The organism is Mesorhizobium sp. B2-5-13, from assembly GCF_006440535.1.
GTDB lineage: Bacteria > Pseudomonadota > Alphaproteobacteria > Rhizobiales > Rhizobiaceae > Mesorhizobium > Mesorhizobium salmacidum.
The window spans coordinates 18,486-36,758 of record NZ_VFUI01000023.1 but is presented as its reverse complement, the minus strand read 5'-3'; the positions used below and the strand labels follow the sequence as shown (position 1 = coordinate 36,758).

The following is an 18,273-nucleotide window of genomic DNA, read 5'->3' as shown; positions in this document are numbered from 1 at the left end:
TGTCAGCGCTGATCGCCAGAATGGCTTCCTTTCAGGTCCTTGCGCATGACCACGGCATGCGCAAAACAAACTGCTACAGCGTCCGTCACGCGCCCCTCGGGGCGGGCAGCAGATGCTGTAGGCAAATCACGGCCTGTGCCGGACCGGTATCGAGCGGACCTAGCCACACTACTCCAGTCATGGCAAGCAAGCGCCACATCGCCTCAAGCCGGTTTGAGCGTAAATTATGTCCGCTTCCGGGCAATATCTCGTGATAACGCATCCCCGGCACCGGCACCGATATAGCGCCGGAACGCCTCCGGCCCAGCCCCTGCAAAGAAATCCTCCGAGGTGCCTGAGGCAGCGATGGTGCCATTGTCCAGAAACACCACTTTCTGCGCGATGCGGCGGGCATCCTGCGGCTGGTGCGTGACGAACAGCACCGTCATGCCACGCTCGGCATGGAGGCTGGCAACCAGGTCGAGCATGTCGTCGCGCAAGGCGGGCCCAAGCGAGGCGAAGGGTTCGTCGAGCAGCAGCACCGGGCGGTCACGCACCAGCACGCGGGCCAGGGCGACGCGCTGACGCTCGCCGCCCGAAAGCTCGCGCGGCAGCCGCTTCTCCTTGTCGGCAAGGCCGGTGCGTGCAAGGGCGCCCGCGATATCGGCGTGGTCTGTATCCGTCAACCGTAACGATGGCGAACGGCCGAGCCCGACATTTTGCTGGACAGAAAGATGGGCGAAAAGATTGTTTTCCTGGAATACCATCGACACCGGCCGCATGGCCGGCGGCTCGGCACCTATGTCGGCCCCGCCGATCAGTACGCGGCCGGATCTCGGCGTCTCGAACCCGGCCACCAGATTGAGCAGCGTCGACTTTCCCGAACCGCTCGGCCCCATGATGGCGGTGATCTGCGTCGCGGTGAATCCGACATCGAAGGCGAACAACGCCTCGCCATAACTGAACGAGACCTTGTCCAGCCGCACCGGAACCCCTTTGCCGTCAGCCGCCCCGTCAGACATCGCGGGCCATCCCCTTTCCCAGCCGATCCGCTGCCAGCACCAGCGCCAGGCAGACAAGGCCCAGCAACAACGCCAGGCCGGCGGCGTCCTGCGTGCGGTAGCTGCCCATGCGCGCCAGGAGAAGGTAGGGCAAGGTCTGCACGGAATCACTGCCGAACAGGGCGATCACGCCGAGATCGCCAAGCGACAGCGCCATGGCGAAGGCAAAGGCGGTGGCGAGCGGCCGCCGAAGCGACGGCCAGTCGACCAGCCACAGCCTTGACCAGCCGGAAATTCCGAGCTGCGCGCAGAGCCGCTCGTGACGCTCGCTTGCCGCATCATAGGCGGGACGGACGGCGCGCAGCGCGAAAGGCATCGCCATGACGGCGTTGACGGTGACGACCATGAGCGGGGCGACAGCAAAGACATCGCCGAGATGGCGCAACAGAAGGAACCAGCCGGCGCCGATGACGATCGGCGGCACGACCAGCACAAACCCGGCGCCGGTATCGGTGGCATGTTCGAGCAGTGTCCTTGAGCCGGAGCGGCGGTTCAATGCCAGCGCCCTCCGCGCCATTGTGAGAGCCAGCGACAGCATCACCGAAAGCAACGCCGACAGGAACGCGAGCACGGCACTGGTCAGTGTCGCTTGCCGGACAGTGGCCTCACCGGCCAGCCGGCCGAGATCGGCGCCCAATCCGGCCGCTACGGTTGCCGCCATGGGTCCCACGACGAACAGCAGCGCCAGCCCGATGAGCAGGGCATTCAGCACGGCCTCAGTCCTGTTGACCAAGAGATAGCGGCGCGGCGCGACCGACAGGTTGGCGTCGCCGGCCACGTTGGCGCCAAGCCGGGCCAACGCCAGCACCACGACAAAGGTCAGCGCGATCTGCAACAATGTCAGCGCGACAGCCCGCGCGGGATCGAAATCGAAGCGCAATGCCTGATAGATGCCGACCTCCAGCGTCGTCGCGGCCGGTCCGCCGCCGAGCGTCAGCACGATGGTGAAGGATGTGATGCAGAGCATGAAGACAAGTCCGGCGGCACCAGGCAAGGCGGCCCGCAGCGTCGGCCATTCGATCAGCCGCAACGCCGGTCGCGCTCCCATGCCGAGCTGGCTCGCCAGCCGCCACTGGTCTGAGGGGATGGTTTGCAGCGCCTCCAGGAGAAGGCGGGTAGCCAATGGCAGGTTGAAGAAGACATGGGCAACGAGAATGCCGGAGAGGCCGTAGATGCCCGGCCAACCCTGGCCGCCGACCCAGTTGGACAGACCGGCGAAATAACCGGCTCGGCCGTAGAGCGCCAGTATGCCGAGCGCCGCGACGATCGCCGGCAGAGCCAGCGGCACGGCGAAGAGCTGCAGGATGAAGGCGCGGCCGGGGAAACGTGGATGCCGCGACAGCGCCCGCGCCACCAACAGGGCAGGCCCGACCGAGAGCAGCGTCGACAGGGCCGCCTGCCAGAGCGTGAAGCGCACGACACGGAAGAGGTAAGGATCGAAGGCGGCCCAGGCGCCGGAAAAATCGTAGGCGCCTTCGGCGAGCAGCCCGGCAAAAGCGCCGCCGATCAGCAGCGAGGTTGCGGCAAGCGCGACAATGCCGGCTGTGATGCGGGGGTCAGAGCGGGTTTGCACTGAGAACCAACGATCGACTTGGGAAACATTGTGTTCCTTGGCGGTCATCTTACGAGACTCGCCCACAAAATCTACTTGCTCATCACCGCCAGCCATTCGTCCACCCAGGCCTTGCGGTTGGCCGCGACTTCCTCCGGGCTGAACAGCAAGGTCTTGGTCGGCTTGACCAGTTTGTCGAAGGCAGGGTTGAGCGGCTTGCCGGTCTTGCCGGCTGGGAACATCCAGTTGGTCTCCGGGATGGCGTCCTGGAATTTCGGCCCGGTCATGAAAGCCATGAACTTGGCCGCCAGCGGGTTCTTGGCGCCTGTCGTGGTGATGCCGGCGACTTCGATCTGCAGGTACTCGCCCTCTTCGAAGGATGCCGCCTGGTAGCGCTCGGTGTTCTCGGCGACCATGTGGTAGGCCGGCGAGGTGGTGTAGGACAGCACCATCGGCGCCTCGCCCTTGGTGAACAGGCCATAGGCCTCGCTCCAGCCCGGCGTCACCGTCAGCACCTTGGCCTTGAGCTTGGCCCAGGCTTCCGGCGCCTTGTCGCCATAGACCGACTTCACCCACAACAGCAGGCCGAGACCGGGCGTCGACGTGCGCGGGTCCTGTATGACGATCTTGTCATTGGCACTGCCCTCGACCAGGTCCCTCAGGCTTTTCGGCGGCGTCTTCAGCTTTTCGGTATCGTAGACGACAGCGAAATATCCGTAGTCGAAGGGGACGAAAGTATCGTCGCTCCAGCCGCCCGGCACATTGACATCGCTCACCGCGCCGTGCGGCGCGAACAGGCCCGACGCCTTGGCATCGGCGGTGAGATTGGTGTCGAGGCCGAGCACGATATCGGCCTTGGTCGAAGCGCCTTCCAGCTTGACGCGGTTGAGCAGCGCCACGCCATCGGCGACCGAGACGAATTCGACATCGCAGCCACATTCGGCCTCGAATTCCTTCTTCACCACCGGGCCTGGACCCCAGTCGGCGGTGAAGCTCTCATAGGTGTAGACGGTGAGCTTGTCCTTGGCCAAAGCTGGTCCGGACAGGGTCACTACAGTGGCCGCGATGAGGGAATATAAAAGCGTGCGCATCGGCGCCTCCTTCGTTTGCGTTGAAAGGAATTGAGGCGTCGGATTGTCCGAAACGTCTAATCCCTCCGCCGGTACAAACCGGATCAGGTTCAGCGGGTTGGCGAGACTGCCTCTCAGCCGGCCCGCGAAAGTCGCGTCCGGCACCCCGTTAGAGCGTTTCGACACATAAGCCCGGCCGACGGGACACGCAAGTGGGAGTTTGCCGCCTTCCGTTTCCCGTGCCGGGCTGGTAAGGGCGACGGGATATGAGCACATTCACCATCCTGCTTGGCGGCGATCTCATCCGCACGCCCCGGCTTGACCGCCAGGTCGAAGGCTCGCGCGTCATCGCCGCCGACGCCGGCATCGGCCACGCGCGGATGCTGGCCCTTGTTCCGGAACTGTGGGTCGGCGATTTCGATTCCGTGCCGCCCCATCTGCCCGCCCACCTGGCCGCGGTGCCGCGGCAAACCTTCCCGGCGGAAAAGGACAAGACCGACGGCGAACTGGCGATCGCGGCAGCCCTTGAACGCGGGGCGACGCGCCTTGTGCTGGCGGGCGCCTTCGGCGGCAAGCGCGCCGACCACGCCTTCCTGCACCTGGCGCTTGGTCTGCGGTTGGCCGAAGCCGGAACGGATGTGCTTCTGACCAGCGGTGCCCAGGAGGCTGTCCCCTTGCTGCTCGGCAGGGCCGGCTTCGATTATGCCGACGGCACGCTGTTTTCGATCCTTGGCTTCTCCGAACTCTCCGGCCTGACCGTCACCGGCGCCAAATGGCCGCTCGACAAGGTCGAGGTGGCTTTCGGTTCATCGTTGACCGTTTCCAACGAGGTCAAGGGCCGCCTCGATATCGCGCTTCGCCATGGCCGAGCCCTGCTGCTCGCCCATCCCTATCCTTTGCCTGAAAGCTGACATGGCCCCGCCTCTTCTCAATCTCGACGGGATAAAACTGACTTTTGGCGGCACACCGCTGCTCGACGGCGCCGCCTTGACCGCTTCGGCCGGCGACAAGATCGCGCTGGTCGGCCGCAACGGGTCCGGCAAGTCGACGCTGCTCAAAATCGCCGCCGGCCTGGTCGAGCCGCAGGACGGCGAGGTGTTCCGCCAGCCTTCCGCGACAGTGCGCTATCTGCCGCAAATGCCAGACATGGACGGCTTCGCCAATGTGCGGGCCTATGTCGAAGGGGGGCTCGGGCCAGCCGACGATCCCTACCGCGCCAGCTATCTGATGGAGCATCTCGGCCTGTCGGGCGAGGAACGGCCAGGAGACCTGTCCGGCGGCGAGGCCAGGCGCGCCGCCCTTGCCCGCGTCATGGCGCCGGAGCCCGACATTCTGCTTCTTGATGAGCCGACTAACCATCTTGATCTGTCGGTCATCGAATGGCTGGAAGAAGAGCTCGTCCGGACTTCCTCGGCGCTCATCGTCATTTCGCATGACCGCCGCTTCCTCGAACGCGTGTCGCGCGCCACCGTCTGGCTCGACCGTGGCCAGACCCGCAGGCTGGACAAGGGCTTTGGCCATTTCGAGGAATGGCGCGACCTGGTGCTGGAAGAGGAAGAGCGCGAGCAGCACAAGCTCGGCCGCCAGATCGTGCGCGAGGAGCACTGGCTGCGCTATGGCGTGACGGCGCGGCGCAAGCGCAACATGCGCCGATTGGGCGAACTGCAGACCATGCGCCAGCGCTTTCGCGGCCATCGCGGCGCCGAAGGGTCCGCGACCATGGTGGCAAGCGACGCCGCCGAATCCGGCAAGCTGGTGATCGAAGCCAAGAACATCGAGAAGAGCTTTGGTGATCTCACCGTGGTCAAGGGGTTCTCGACCCGCATCCAGCGCGGCGACCGCGTCGGTCTTGTCGGGCCGAACGGCGCCGGCAAGACGACACTTCTGAAGATGCTGACCGGCGAATTGGCGCCGGATGCCGGTTCGGTACGGCTCGGAACCAATCTGGAAATCGCCACGCTTGACCAGAAGCGCGAGGCGGTCGATCCGCAGGAGACGCTGGCGCAATATCTGACCGACGGGCGCGGCGAAAATCTCGTCATCAATGGCGAGCAGCGCCATGTCGTCTCCTACATGAAGGATTTCCTGTTCAAGCCGGAACAGGCCCGCACCCCTGTGCGTGAGCTTTCCGGTGGCGAGCGGGCGCGGCTGATCCTGGCGCGCGTGCTGGCACGGCCGGCGAACCTTCTGGTGCTCGATGAGCCGACCAACGATCTCGACATGGAGACACTGGAACTGCTGCAGGAACTGGTTGCCGGTTTTGCCGGCACCGTCATCCTGGTCAGCCACGACCGTGATTTCCTCGACCGTACCGTCACCAGCATCATCGCGCCGGACGGCGGCGGCCGCTGGGTCGAATATGCCGGCGGCTATTCCGACATGCTGGCGCAACGCGGCGGCACCAGGCTGGACGACCGAAAAGCGCGTCCCAAGGCGGAAGCCGGCGATGTGCCCACGTCGGGCAGGAGCGAGCCGGCGGCGCCGAAAGGGCCGGCGAAGAAACTGTCGTTCAAGCAGAAGTTCGCGTTGGAGTCCCTACCCAAGAAGATCGAGGCGGTGACCGCATCGATCTCGCGGCTGGAAAACAACATCGCCGATCCGGCCTATTACGAGCGCGATCCGGCCTCGTTCCAGAAGACGATCGCCGCCCTCGACAAGGAGCGCGCCACGTTGGCGGCGCTCGAGGAAGAATGGCTGGAGCTTGAAATGCTGCGGGAAGAGATGGAAGGGTGAAGATTGCATGCGGCCTTGGGCGCGCATATATTATGCGCATAAAGGAAGGCAATTTCCATGCTGCAATCGACACAGAAATCTCAGCGAAAGTCGGTCAACACGTCCATTGACGCCCAGCTGATCGAAGATGCCAAAGCGCTGGGCATCAACATCTCCCGCGCTGCCGAAGCAGGTATTGCCAAGGCAATTGCAGCGGAAAAAACGCGCCGTTGGCAAGAAGAGAACAAGGAAGCGATTGAAAGTTCCAACGCCTACGTGGAGCGCAACGGACTGCCATTGGCCAAATACCGGCTGTTTTGATGGCACGTTACGATCTTTATCGGAATATCGACGGCAACGGTTATCTCCTCGATGTTCAGTCCGACCTTCTTGATAGGTTGACCACGAGAGTCGTCATTCCGTTGATGCCGCCCAATATGGCTCCGGTGCCGGGCCGCCGACTAAACCCGACCTTCGCCATCGACGGCAAAGACCATGTGATGGTCACACAATTCATCTCAGCCTTGTCGGCCTCCGAATTGCCGGACGTCGAAGGAAATCTTTCCCGGCATCACGACGAAATCGCCGCCGCACTCGACATGCTGTTCCAGGGTTTCTGAACGAAGGCGACCGTTGCGCCGTCTTCTCAACCCGCCGTCTTGGCCTGCCAGGCCTTGATCGCCTCGTCGAACACCTTCTCGCCGGGAAGGCCCTTTTCCATGGTCAGCAATGCCCGCCGTCCGGTCTTGTAGACCACCGGCACGTCGATCCAGTCCTGGCCGCGCAAGAGGGTCATGTTGGCGTCTTCGTCGGCCTTGGTATCGTTGAGCGCGACGAGGAAGAAGCCGTCGGCGATCTTGGCCGGGATGCCGATCAGCGGGCTGCCGGCATCCTGTTCGGAGCTCTTCATGGCGACGCGCAATATGTTGTCGACGCCGCCGCCCTCGAAGCCGTCGGGCGTCAGGAAGATCATCTCGATGATATGGCTGGCCGGCAGGGTCTGGTCGGTGTTGCGACGGATTGTCATGCGCAGCTGGATGTCCTTGCCGGGTATGGTCGCCTCGGCACGGATCGCCGGCTCGGGCGGCAGGTCGCCGCCGGGCGATTCCTGCACCAGCGACCAGACGATGCTGCCGGGCTCGGCCGAACCCTGCGCGGTGCTGGTGCGCTCCTCATAGAAGATCGCCTTCTGGCCGACCGGAACCGCGGTCTGCGCAGCAGCCGCGGCCGGTGCCGCCGGCGTGGCGCCTGCCGGCGCGGGCGGCGGCGTGGCGGCGGCACCGGCCGGGGCCGCGGGCGCGGTTCCATTGGCGGGTGGTGTCGCGGGCGGGGTGCCCGCCGCGGGCGTGGTCGCGGCTGGCGCGCCCGCCGCGGGCGTACCGGCAGCCGGCGTATTGGCAGCCGGCGCGGGAACCGCCGGCGCTGCCGTGGCCGGCGCATTCGTTGCCGTTGGCGGCGTCGTCAACGCGGCGACGGATTCGCCCTCGCCTATGCCGCTCTGCCCACCCGCCGGGCCGGGATCGGTTTCGCCGCCTTCAGGCGTCAGCCGCTGCGTGAATTTCGTGCCTTCGGCGCCTGTCGCGGGCGCCGGAGGCGCGGCCGCGGCATCGGTTGCCGGCTTGGCCGGCGTCGTTTTCACCGGTTCGGTCTTGGCAACAACCTTGCTGCCGTCCATGCCCAGCATCTTGCCGAAGGCATCCTTGTTCAGCCAGATGCCGTAACCGCCGCCGGCAACGACCAGCAATGCGACGACGGCGGCGATCAACCCGCCATAGCTGCGCTTGCGTTCAGCCGGGCGCGAACGCTCGAAAGTGTCGGCGCCCGCCGACGCTTCGTCATCGGCAAAGACATCGTCCTGGTCGTCATCCCGATTCGCGTCCATCCCCGGCAAGGTCTTTTCCGAAAAGTCCGGAGCGGGCTGCACCGGCGTCGGCCTTTGCCAGCCTGGCTCGGATTTGGCGGCTGGAGCAGGCCGGTAGGGCTCGGGATTCGCCATGGGCTGCGCCGGTTTGTACGGCGCCGGGCTGGCCGCGGCAGGGGCGGGCCGATACGGAGAGGAAGCGGGAACCGGTTCGGCCTTGACTGGCTGCTTGACGTGGCTCGACTGGTTCTTGTTACGGTCGATGGAGGAAAAGATGTGTTCCAGTTCCGCGAGCGGATCCGTCTCCGGAACGCTTTTGACGTACTCACGCTCGACGCCGGCAATGGCGTCGTCCAGCGAGCGTTTCTGTTTGTCTATGGCCTCGGGAGCCAGCGGCGGCGAATATTCCGCAAGCTTCTTCGCCAGCATGGCGCGAACGCTGTTATAGATGCGCGTACGCTTCTCGGGCGTCTCGTCGCCGTGCTTCTCGAACGCGTTTTTCAGAACAGCAACGAAATCTGCCATGCGTCAGTCGACCTGTATTTTGCCTCCGCGCCGGCCCCCGCAAATCAGCCGCGATGCCCGGAAAGGCTTCAGAAACTAGTCTTGAAACGGATCGGTCACAAGTATCGTGTCGTCCCGTTCCGGGCTGGTGGAGAGGAGCGCGACCGGCGCGCCGATCAACTCCTCTATGTATCGGACATATTTGACGGCCTGGGCCGGAAGATCGTTCCAGCTGCGTGCGCCGGCGGTGGTGCCTTTCCAGCCTTCCAGCGTCTCGTAGATGGGTTCGACGCGGGCCTGCGCGCCCTGGCTTGCCGGCAGATAGTCGATCGTCTCGCCGTCGAGCCTGTAGCCGGTACAGACCTTGATCTCGTCCAGCCCGTCGAGCACGTCGAGCTTGGTCAGCGCGATGCCTTTGATGCCGTTGACGGCGACCGCCTGGCGCACCAGCACCGCGTCGAACCAGCCGCAGCGGCGCTTGCGCCCGGTGACGACACCGAATTCATGGCCGCGCGTGCCGAGGAACTCGCCGACCTCGTTCTTCTGCTCGGTCGGGAACGGACCTTCGCCGACGCGCGTCGTGTAGGCCTTGGTGATGCCGAGCACGTAGCCGATGGCGCCCGGGCCGACGCCGGAGCCGGCTGCGGCCTGGCCGGCGACCGTGTTGGACGAGGTGACGAACGGATAGGTGCCGTGGTCGATATCGAGCAGCGTGCCTTGCGCGCCCTCGAACAGGATGCGCTCGCCGGCGCGGCGCTTGTCGTCGAGCACCTTCCAGACGCGATCCATATAGGGCAGGATGTTGTTCGCGACCGAGGTCAATTCCTGCATGATCGCGTCATGCGTGACTTCGGCGTGGCCGAGCCCGCGACGCAGCGCATTGTGGTGCGTCAGCAGCCTGTCGACCTTCAGGGGCAAAGTTTCCAAATCCGCCAGATCCATCACCCGAACCGCGCGCCGGCCCACCTTGTCCTCGTAGGCGGGGCCGATACCGCGTCGGGTCGTGCCAATCTTCGTTCCGGAATTCGAAGCGGCATCCTCGCGGAATCCGTCCAGTTCCCGGTGTACGGACAGGATAAGCGCCGTGTTTTCGGCTATTTTCAGGCGATCCGGCGTCACTTCCACACCCTGCGCCTTGAGCTTCTCCACTTCGGCGACGAAAGCATGGGGATCAAAGACCACGCCATTGCCGATGATGGACAGCTTGCCTTCCCGCACGACGCCCGAAGGCAGCAGCGACAGCTTGTAGACCTTACCGTCGACGACCAGCGTATGACCGGCATTGTGGCCGCCCTGGAAACGCACCACCACATCGGCACGCTCCGACAGCCAGTCAACGATCTTGCCCTTGCCTTCGTCGCCCCACTGCGAGCCGACGACCACCACATTGGCCATGTTTCTTTTCCCTTGAGACGCCGCCGCGCGGCTTGGATATGGTTCGAAACGACAGGCCTCTATAGCGTCAAGACCTCGCGAGTGCGACCTTTCTTTGCCGCCAAAAATGCCCTGAGGCACAACAATTTCCGGCTTTGACATCATTTACTTGGGCTGGTGGGGGCAATAGGCCGGCAAACACCGCAGCCCATCCCGCGGCCGGAAGCCCGCGATGCATCGAAGCGCCTACATATTCCTGCTGCTCACCACCTTGCTGTGGGGCGGCAATTCGGTGGCCGGCAAGCTGGCGGTCGACCACGTCTCGCCGATGACGCTGGTCTTCCTGCGCTGGATGCTGGCCGTGGCGATCCTGCTGCCGATCGGCTGGCGCACGATCCAGGAGGATTGGCATGTCGTGCGCAGGCACTGGTTCGTGCTGGCGGCGTTGGGCGCCAGCGGCTTCACCCTGTTCAACACCATCTTCTACACCGCGCTGAATTACACCACCGCGATCAATGTCTCGATCGAACAGGCGGCGATGCCGATCCTGATCATGACAGCCAATTTCGTTTTCTTCCGCCTGCGCGTGAACTGGGCGCAGATCGCCGGCGTCGCGCTGACCATCTTCGGCGTCATCCTGACGGCCTGTCATGGCGATCCCCGCCGGCTGCTGACACTGGAACTCAATTTCGGCGACGCCATCATGCTGGTCGCGGTCGTTCTCTACAGCGGCTATTCGGTCGGGTTGCGGCTGAAGCCGGCGATGCGCTGGCAGAGCCTGATGCTGGCCATGTCGTTCGCCGCACTCATCACCTCGCTGCCCTTCTTCCTGTGGGAAGCCGCCGCCGGCAAGGTGATCGTGCCCGATACGCGCGGCTGGGCTGTCATCGTCTACACGGCGATCGGCGCTTCGGTGATCTCGCAGATAACATATATCAGGGGCAACGAGCTCATCGGCGCCAACCGCGCTGGCCTGTTCATCAATCTGGTGCCGATCTTCGGCACGCTGCTTTCGGTGCTGATCGTTGGCGAGACCTTTCAGCTCTATCAGGCGCTGGCATTGGTTCTCGTTCTGGGCGGCATCGGGCTCGCCGAACACAGCGGGCGCAAGATGGCTTCTGGCCAGAGCAATTCCAGGAAGCGCGCGTAGCACTTTCCCTAGGGATTGCCATGTAAGGAGTTGAAGCGGTTCGGCGATTCCATCAAACATTGAACCGCTGACTAGAGGCTTCCAAATCATGCCACCGTCGGCAACGGCGCATCCGCCGGGCGGTTCCGGCGGTCATGGAAACGCCCCGCATGCATGCCGGCAAACGGGGCGTCGTGTGCTTGTCACCTGGGGAGGTGCGGAGAGCTAGATCCCGCCCACGTCGAACTGGAGGCGCTTTGCCGAGTCGATCGACATGTGGCCTCGCACCTGCTCCAGCACTTTTTCCGGGAACGGCGCGTCGAGATAGAGCAGCGCGATGGCGTCGCCGCCGGGTCGGTTGCGCCCAAGCTGGAAGTTGGCGATGTTGACGCCATTCTCGCCGCACACCGTGCCGAGCAGCCCGATGATGCCTGGTGCGTCGGCATTGGTCGTATAGAGCATGTGCTGGCCGACCTCGGCGTCGAGATTGATGCCCTTGATCTGAATGAAGCGCGGCTTGCCGTCGGAGAAGCAGGTGCCGGCGATCGAGCGGGTCCTGTGCTCGGTCTTGACGGTGAGCTTGATATAGCCGTCGAAGACGCCCGACTTGTCGCGCTTGACCTCGGCGACGATGATGCCACGCTCCTTCACCATGATCGGCGCCGAGACCATGTTGACGTCGGCGACCTGCGGCCGGATCAGTCCGGCAAGGGCGGCACTGATCAGCGCACGGGTGTTCATCGTCGCGGTCGAGCCGTCGAACAATATCTCGACCTCGCTGATCGGATCCTCGGTGACCTGTCCGACAAAGGCGCCGAGCACTTCGGCGAGCTTGACGAACGGCTTCAGCCGCGGCGCCTCTTCCGCCGTGATCGAGGGCATGTTGATGGCGTTGGAGACCGCGCCCTTGATCAGATAATCGGCCATCTGTTCGGCGACCTGCAGCGCGACATTCTCCTGTGCTTCCGCCGTCGAGGCGCCAAGGTGTGGTGTCGCCACCACGTTCTCCATGCCGAACAGCGCATTCTGCTCCGCTGGCTCGACCTCGAACACGTCGATGCCGGCGCCCGCCACCTTGCCGCTCTTCAGCGCCGCGACCAGGTCGGCCTCGACCACCAGCCCGCCACGGGCGCAGTTGATGATGCGCACGCCATTCTTCATCTTGGCGATGGCTGCCGCATCGATGATGTTGCGGGTCTTGTCGGTCAGCGGCGTGTGCAGGGTGATGAAGTCGGCGCGGGCGAAGAGTTCGTCCAGTTCCACCTTGTCGACGCCGAGCTCCTCGGCGCGCTTGTCCGACAGGAAGGGGTCGAAGGCGATGACATGCATCTTTAGCCCGACGCCGCGTGTGGCGACGATCGAACCGATGTTGCCGCAGCCGATGATGCCCAACGTCTTGCCGGTGATCTCGACGCCCATGAAGCGGTTCTTCTCCCATTTGCCGGCATGGGTCGAAGCGTTGGCTTCCGGGATCTGGCGGGCGAGCGCGAAGATCATCGCCACAGCGTGTTCGGCCGTCGTGATCGAATTGCCGAAGGGCGTGTTCATCACGATGATACCCTTGCGGCTTGCCGCAGGGATATCGACATTGTCGACGCCGATGCCGGCACGGCCGATGACCTTGAGATTGGTGGCGGCGTTGATCAGCTTCTCGGTGACCTTGGTCGCCGAGCGGATGGCGAGGCCGTCATAGCGGCCGATCACTTCGAGCAGCTTTTCCTTGTCCTTGCCGAGATCGGGCAGATAGTCGACCTCGACGCCGCGATCCTTGAAGATCTGCACGGCCGTGGGAGAGAGTTTGTCAGAGACGAGAACGCGGGGCGCCATGGCGGCCTCCTTGAAAATGGGATTGATCCGGGAATGGGCGGCCCTCGGGCCGCCACGGAGAGTTTCAGGCAGCCGCTTTCAGCGACGCCTTCTGGCTGGCAAAAGCCCAATCGAGCCAGGGCATCAGCGCTTCGAGATCGGAGGCCTCGACGGTTGCGCCGCACCAGATGCGCAATCCCGGCGGGGCATCGCGATAGGAACCGATGTCGTAGGCGACGCCTTCCTTGTCGAGCATCGAGACAAGCCCCTTGGCGAACGCCGCTTGCCCATCAGCGTCGAGCGCCGCGACATCCGGGTCGCTGAAAGACAGACAAACCGACGTGTTCGATCGTGTCGCCGGCGCGACGGCGAGATGGCTGAGCCAGGATGAGCTTTCCACGAACCGGTCGAGCACGGCGGCATTGGCATCCGCCCTGGCAATCAGCGCATCGAGGCCGCCGATCGACTTCGCCCAGTTCAACGCGTCGAGATAGTCCTCGACGCAAAGCATCGACGGCGTGTTGATGGTTTCGCCCTTGAAGATGCCCTCGATCAGTTTGCCGCCCGAGGTCAGGCGGAATATTTTCGGCAACGGCCATGAAGGCTTGTAGCTCTCCAGCCGCGCGACGGCACGTGGCGACAGGATCAGCATGCCATGCGCCCCCTCGCCGCCCAGCACCTTCTGCCAGGAGAAGGTCACGACATCGAGTTTCTCGAAATCGAGCCTTTGCGCGAAGGCCGCGGAAGTAGCGTCGCAGATGGTCAGGCCCTTGCGATCGGCGGGAACGAAGCCGCCGTCCGGCACGCGGACGCCCGAGGTCGTGCCGTTCCAGGTGAAGACCACATCGCGATCGAAATCGATCCTGGTCAGATCCGGCAGTGCGCCATAGCCGGCTTCGATCTTGCGGACATCGGCGAGTTTCAGCTGTTTGACCACGTCGGTGACCCAGCCGGAGCCGAAGCTTTCCCAGGCGACCATGTCGACGCCGCGCTCGCCGAGCAGCGACCACAGCGCCATCTCGACGGCACCTGTGTCGGAGGCCGGCACGATGCCGATGCGGTAGTCGGCCGGGACCTTGAGAATCTCGCGCGTCGACGCGATTGACTGCTCGAGCTTGGTCTTGCCGATCTTGGCGCGGTGGGAACGGCCGAGCGCGGCGGATTTCAGCGCCTCGACCGACCAGCCGGGACGTTTTGCGCAGGGACCTGAGGAAAAATTGGGATTTGCCGGACGGAGTCCGGGCTTCGTAAGCTTCGTCATCGTGGTCTATCCTTCCAGATAGTGGCCCCTCGTTGGGGAGGGGTGGCCCACGGACGGCGATATGCGTTCAGGCCTCGGGCGTCAAGAGGAAAGTTTTTGTCGCTGCCGGGATATCAGACGCATGTCGCCCAAAAGCGCGCGGCGGACAGCGACATGTAATCAAACAAGAAATGTCTGCGATCAGGATTTCGGGATCCAAACGCAAACGGCGGACCTCAGGATCCGCCGCCAAAGTCCCGGTCTTTCCCAGGCCTTACCAGAGGTCGTAGCGCAGCCCGAGCTTGACAGTCTGGTAGTCTATGCCCTTGTGAACGTTGAAGGCGCCATTGTCGTAGGCGACATATTTGCCGTCCGGCACCGAGAAATACTCATAGCCCAGATCGACGGAAACGTTCTTCGTAACCTGATAAGACAGCCCGGCGCCGATCGAGTAAGCGAAGTTGAATTTGGCGGCCGTATCGGTTTGGCCATCATACCCTGCGGGGTCATTGCAGAAAAACCCGCCCGTTCCGGCGGAATTTACCGGTGTTTCCACACAATCCTTGGCGCCGATGCTCTTGTAATATTTGTTGTACGCAAGGCCGATGCCGCCGCCGACATACGGAGTGATCCCGACATAAGTGCCGAGATCGACATAGCCATTGGCCATGAGGCTGTAGGCTTTGTTGCTGCCGTTGTCGATCTGGTCGCACAACTGCGATGCGGGCGCGGAATTGATGGTTCCGAAACCGTCATCTACGAGCGTCGTGCCTTTGCAAGTGGTGGCAAGTTTCTGATGATCGGCGAATTTATTGGTCGGCAGAATCCCGCCATTCAGTTCCACCCGAAGATAGTCGTTGACGTGATAGCCCATGCCAACGCTGCCTGTAAAAAGGCTGCTCTCGGACGTAAAGCTGTTCAGGGGCCCGCTCGAGACCTCCTCGTTATCGAATGGGTGGCTGAACGCATAGCCGACGTCGCCGCGCAGGTACCAGCCAGAGCCGACCTCGACCGGCACATAGTCGGGTGCCTGGTCGACATAGATCGGTGGATCGTAGTCGGCGGCTATTGCAGGCGTCAGCGGCAACAGGAATGCGGCAAGCGCCAGCCCCATACGCGATATTGATATCATGGTCCCCGGCTCCCGAATTCGGCGCGTCGCATAGGTGACGCACCATCGTTTCGAGGAGCATTGTTAACCATAGTGGTTAAGTCGCGGTTAAGGCTAACAGAGCGTTAGCGAATTGATTTCGCTAATGCATGTCGCCCAAAATGACCTGCCTTTGGAGAAGCCGGCATGCAGGAAAGCAAAGATCTGAAGTGTGCCGCTTGGTTCTATTTCGATGCGACGTCTGAAGTACTTCCCTGGCGACAACCCAAACGAAAACCGCCCGGCTGGGCCGGGCGGTTCGCATATATCAGGTCGTGCAAGTCTTACTTGGTGTAGATCGGCTCGGGTTCGGGCTGGTAGGCCACCACCGGTGCGGCGCAACCGTTGTTGCCGCCGAACTGGTAGCGCAGGCCACCCCGCACCTCGTGGGTGTTGAAGCCATGGTCGAAGCCAGGCCCGGCGCTGCTCGTGTCGTATTCGAACATGCGGCCGCCCTGGATATGGGAGAAGCGGTAGCCAGCATCGAGGATGATCTTGTCGGTCAGGCAGTAGGAAGCACCGGCCATGACCGCGTAGGCGAAACGCCAGTTGGACGCGCCAGGATTGGTCTCGGTGGTGTTCGGATCGTGGACGGTATCCCACTTGATGCGCGCACCGCCGATGCCGGCGCCGACATAGGGCGTGATGCCGTGCCAGGTGCCGATATCCACATAAGCATTGGCCAGCAGCAGCAAGGCGCTCATCTTCGACACTTCGGTCGAGGTCGAGGTGAGATCCGAGGTTCCGCCATTAAAATTCGACTTGAACCAGTAGTCGGCGGTCAGGTCGGTGCGGAAGTGTTCGTTGATCTTGTAACCGACGCCGCCGCCGAGCGAGAAGCCGCCTTTGAGCTTGCCATAATCGAAAGTCTTGCTGCCGGCGACCCCGACAGGAGGTCCGCAGGGGCAAGGGGCGGCCCCATAGGTGATGTAGTCGATGTCGCCCACCTTCGACTTGTGATAGTCGATGTCGCCGCGGATATACCAGCCGCCGACGTCCACCGGCTGCTCGTAGACCGGTGGCGGTGCCTCTTCAACCTGTGGCTCCGGCAGGTCGGCTGCGAACACCGGCCAGGCCAAACCCGCGAACAGCAGCGCGAACAGGGCCCTTCTTGCTGTATTGAACATGCTTGTCACCCCTAGAAACCTCGGAACGGCGATCGCGTCCGAATGAGATTGGCTTTCAGGCGTGGATAATGAATTGCAAAGGTTAAAAGGCGTTTAACCCTGTCGATTAACCACGAATCTCTAAAGTTCCAGGGATTCGGCCATGATTTCGACAGAAGGAGACCAGTTGTGGCCAACAAAAAGCCGCCGGGAGGGGAGCTTCGATGCAACCAAGGCGGCGCGCGACGCCTTCCCCTGGGCGGCGATCAGGCGGCGCTACGGGTTTCCGAGATCACCCCGACGATGTCGTTGACCACGGCCTCGACCAGCTGCGGATCGTCGCCCTCGGCCATGACACGGATCAGCGGCTCGGTGCCGGATGGACGGATGACCAGCCGCCCGGCCTTGCCGAGACGGTGGCGGGCGTCTTCGATCGCGGCCTTGACCGGGGCTTCCTCCAGCGGCTTGCCGCCGGCGATGCGAACGTTCTTCAACAGTTGCGGCACCGGCTCGAACTTCTTCGACAGTTCGCTGACCGGGCGGCCCTGCCGCTTGATGCAGGCCAGCACCTGCAGCGCCGAGACCAGACCGTCGCCCGTGGTCGAAAAGTCTGACAGCACGATGTGGCCCGACTGCTCGCCGCCGACATTGAGCCCATGCGCGCGCATATGCTCCACGACATAGCGGTCGCCGACCTTGGTGCGGTGCAATTGCAGCTTCATGTCGCCGAGAAAGCGTTCGAGGCCGAGATTGGACATGATCGTCGAAACGACGCCGCCGCCGGCCAGCCGCCCGCTCTGGTGCCATGACTCGGCGATCAGCGCCATGATCTGGTCGCCGTCGACGATGGCGCCGTTCTCATCGACGATGACGACGCGGTCGGCATCGCCATCGAGCGCGATGCCGATGTCGGCGCGCACTTCATGCACCTTCTTCTGCAGCCCGGCCGGATGGGTCGAGCCGCATTCCCTGTTGATGTTGAAGCCGTTGGGTTCGACATTGATCGCCACGACCTCGGCGCCGAGTTCCCACAGCGCCTCGGGCGCCACCTTGTAAGCCGCGCCATTGGCGCAGTCGACGACGATCCTGAGGCCCGAAAGCGACATAGAGCGTGGCAAGGTGCGCTTGGCGAACTCGATGTAGCGGTCATGCACGCCGTCGACACGCTTGGCGCGGCCAAGCCCGTCGGAATCGGCGAGCGCCAGTTCGATATCCTTGTCGAGCATGCTCTCGATGCGTTCTTCGATCTCGTCGGAGAGCTTGTAGCCGTCAGGCCCGAACAGCTTGATGCCGTTGTCGTAATAGGGATTGTGCGAGGCCGAGATCATGACGCCGATGTCGGCACGCAGCGAACGCACCAGCATGGCCACCGCCGGCGTCGGGATCGGGCCGAGCAGGAACACGTCCATGCCGGCGGCGCAAAGGCCGGCCACCATCGCGTTCTCGATCATGTAGCCGGAAAGCCTGGTGTCCTTGCCGAGCACGACACGATGGCGATGGCTGCCACGCTGGAACGAAAGACCGGCGGCCATGCCAACCCGCATGGCGATTTCGGCGGTCATCGGAAACTTGTTGGCGCGCCCGCGAATGCCATCCGTGCCGAAGTAATTCCCTGCCATGCTAGCCAGTACCCTCGATTGTCCTTAGCCGGCACGTGATGCCACAATTGGCCGCCGCGCCTCGATCACATTGTGTGATTATATGTTACCAATCCTTAGAAAATCATTGT

Annotated in this window: 15 protein-coding genes and 1 riboswitch; of the genes, 5 read left to right on the top strand and 10 right to left on the bottom strand. The window is 63.4% G+C overall.

All coding sequences use genetic code 11. The annotated features are described in order from the left end of the window. Window positions 1-224: 224 nt before the first annotated feature. The 3 genes from thiQ to thiB are packed head-to-tail and all read right to left on the bottom strand — an operon-like array spanning window position 225 to window position 3,683. On the bottom strand, window positions 225-1,001 hold the full coding sequence (thiQ, locus tag FJ434_RS25565) for a thiamine ABC transporter ATP-binding protein (RefSeq protein WP_140752025.1): 777 nt from the start codon (window positions 999-1,001) through the stop codon (window positions 225-227). Next, complete coding sequence (gene thiP, locus FJ434_RS25560; RefSeq protein WP_140752023.1) at window positions 994-2,661, bottom strand: thiamine/thiamine pyrophosphate ABC transporter permease; 1,668 nt, start codon at window positions 2,659-2,661, stop codon at window positions 994-996. The genes thiQ and thiP overlap by 8 nt, the downstream gene beginning before the upstream one ends. Window positions 2,662-2,684: 23 nt before the next feature. Further along, window positions 2,685-3,683 carry a thiamine ABC transporter substrate binding subunit gene (thiB, locus tag FJ434_RS25555; RefSeq protein WP_140508995.1) on the bottom strand — a complete coding sequence of 333 codons (999 nt, stop codon included), beginning with the start codon at window positions 3,681-3,683 and terminating at the stop codon, window positions 2,685-2,687. A 43-nt stretch (window positions 3,684-3,726) separates the two neighbouring features. Beyond that, window positions 3,727-3,841, bottom strand: a riboswitch (TPP riboswitch). Window positions 3,842-3,928: 87 nt separating this feature from the next. Between thiB and FJ434_RS25550 the strand changes: the two genes are divergently transcribed. The 4 genes from FJ434_RS25550 to FJ434_RS25535 are packed head-to-tail and all read left to right on the top strand — an operon-like array spanning window position 3,929 to window position 6,994. Next, complete coding sequence (locus tag FJ434_RS25550) at window positions 3,929-4,573, top strand: thiamine diphosphokinase (protein WP_140713041.1); 645 nt, start codon at window positions 3,929-3,931, stop codon at window positions 4,571-4,573. Window position 4,574: 1 nt separating this feature from the next. Next, window positions 4,575-6,395: an ABC-F family ATP-binding cassette domain-containing protein gene (locus tag FJ434_RS25545; protein ID WP_140713043.1), complete on the top strand. Its 1,821-nt coding sequence runs from the start codon at window positions 4,575-4,577 to the stop codon at window positions 6,393-6,395. Between the two features lie 57 nt (window positions 6,396-6,452). Continuing rightward, complete coding sequence (locus FJ434_RS25540; RefSeq protein ID WP_181166098.1) at window positions 6,453-6,695, top strand: type II toxin-antitoxin system CcdA family antitoxin; 243 nt, start codon at window positions 6,453-6,455, stop codon at window positions 6,693-6,695. After that, a complete protein-coding gene (locus FJ434_RS25535) occupies window positions 6,695-6,994 on the top strand; it encodes a CcdB family protein (RefSeq protein WP_140508989.1) in 300 nt (99 codons plus the stop codon). Before FJ434_RS25540 ends, FJ434_RS25535 begins: the two co-directional genes overlap by 1 nt. A 26-nt stretch (window positions 6,995-7,020) precedes the next feature. Here FJ434_RS25535 and FJ434_RS25530 read toward each other — a convergent pair whose 3' ends face one another. Both FJ434_RS25530 and FJ434_RS25525 read right to left on the bottom strand, forming a co-directional pair. Next, window positions 7,021-8,760, bottom strand: a complete 1,740-nt coding sequence (locus FJ434_RS25530) for a hypothetical protein (RefSeq protein ID WP_140752021.1) — start codon at window positions 8,758-8,760, stop codon at window positions 7,021-7,023. 75 nt (window positions 8,761-8,835) lie between these two features. Next, the gene (locus FJ434_RS25525) at window positions 8,836-10,134 is read right to left on the bottom strand and encodes an adenylosuccinate synthase (protein ID WP_140752019.1); all 1,299 of its coding nucleotides are present in this window, start codon (window positions 10,132-10,134) and stop codon (window positions 8,836-8,838) included. 211 nt (window positions 10,135-10,345) lie between these two features. On the opposite strand from FJ434_RS25525, the gene FJ434_RS25520 reads away from it, so the two are divergent. Next, window positions 10,346-11,263 carry a DMT family transporter gene (locus FJ434_RS25520; RefSeq protein ID WP_027141813.1) on the top strand — a complete coding sequence of 306 codons (918 nt, stop codon included), beginning with the start codon at window positions 10,346-10,348 and terminating at the stop codon, window positions 11,261-11,263. Between the two features lie 204 nt (window positions 11,264-11,467). Here the strand turns inward: FJ434_RS25520 and serA are convergent, their stop codons facing one another. The 5 genes from serA to glmM all read right to left on the bottom strand — a co-directional run bounded on the left by serA (window position 11,468) and on the right by glmM (window position 18,163). Next, a complete protein-coding gene (serA, locus tag FJ434_RS25515; protein ID WP_027141812.1) occupies window positions 11,468-13,069 on the bottom strand; it encodes a phosphoglycerate dehydrogenase in 1,602 nt (533 codons plus the stop codon). Window positions 13,070-13,133: 64 nt separating this feature from the next. Next, window positions 13,134-14,309: a phosphoserine transaminase gene (locus tag FJ434_RS25510; RefSeq protein ID WP_140752017.1), complete on the bottom strand. Its 1,176-nt coding sequence runs from the start codon at window positions 14,307-14,309 to the stop codon at window positions 13,134-13,136. 253 nt (window positions 14,310-14,562) lie between these two features. After that, window positions 14,563-15,420, bottom strand: a complete 858-nt coding sequence (locus tag FJ434_RS25505) for an outer membrane beta-barrel protein (RefSeq protein ID WP_140713050.1) — start codon at window positions 15,418-15,420, stop codon at window positions 14,563-14,565. Between the two features lie 302 nt (window positions 15,421-15,722). Then, window positions 15,723-16,565 carry an outer membrane protein gene (locus tag FJ434_RS25500; RefSeq protein WP_140508980.1) on the bottom strand — a complete coding sequence of 281 codons (843 nt, stop codon included), beginning with the start codon at window positions 16,563-16,565 and terminating at the stop codon, window positions 15,723-15,725. A gap of 245 nt (window positions 16,566-16,810) precedes the next feature. Then, window positions 16,811-18,163, bottom strand: coding sequence for a phosphoglucosamine mutase (gene glmM / locus FJ434_RS25495; protein ID WP_027141808.1), 1,353 nt, complete (start codon window positions 18,161-18,163; stop codon window positions 16,811-16,813). Window positions 18,164-18,273: the final 110 nt, after the last annotated feature.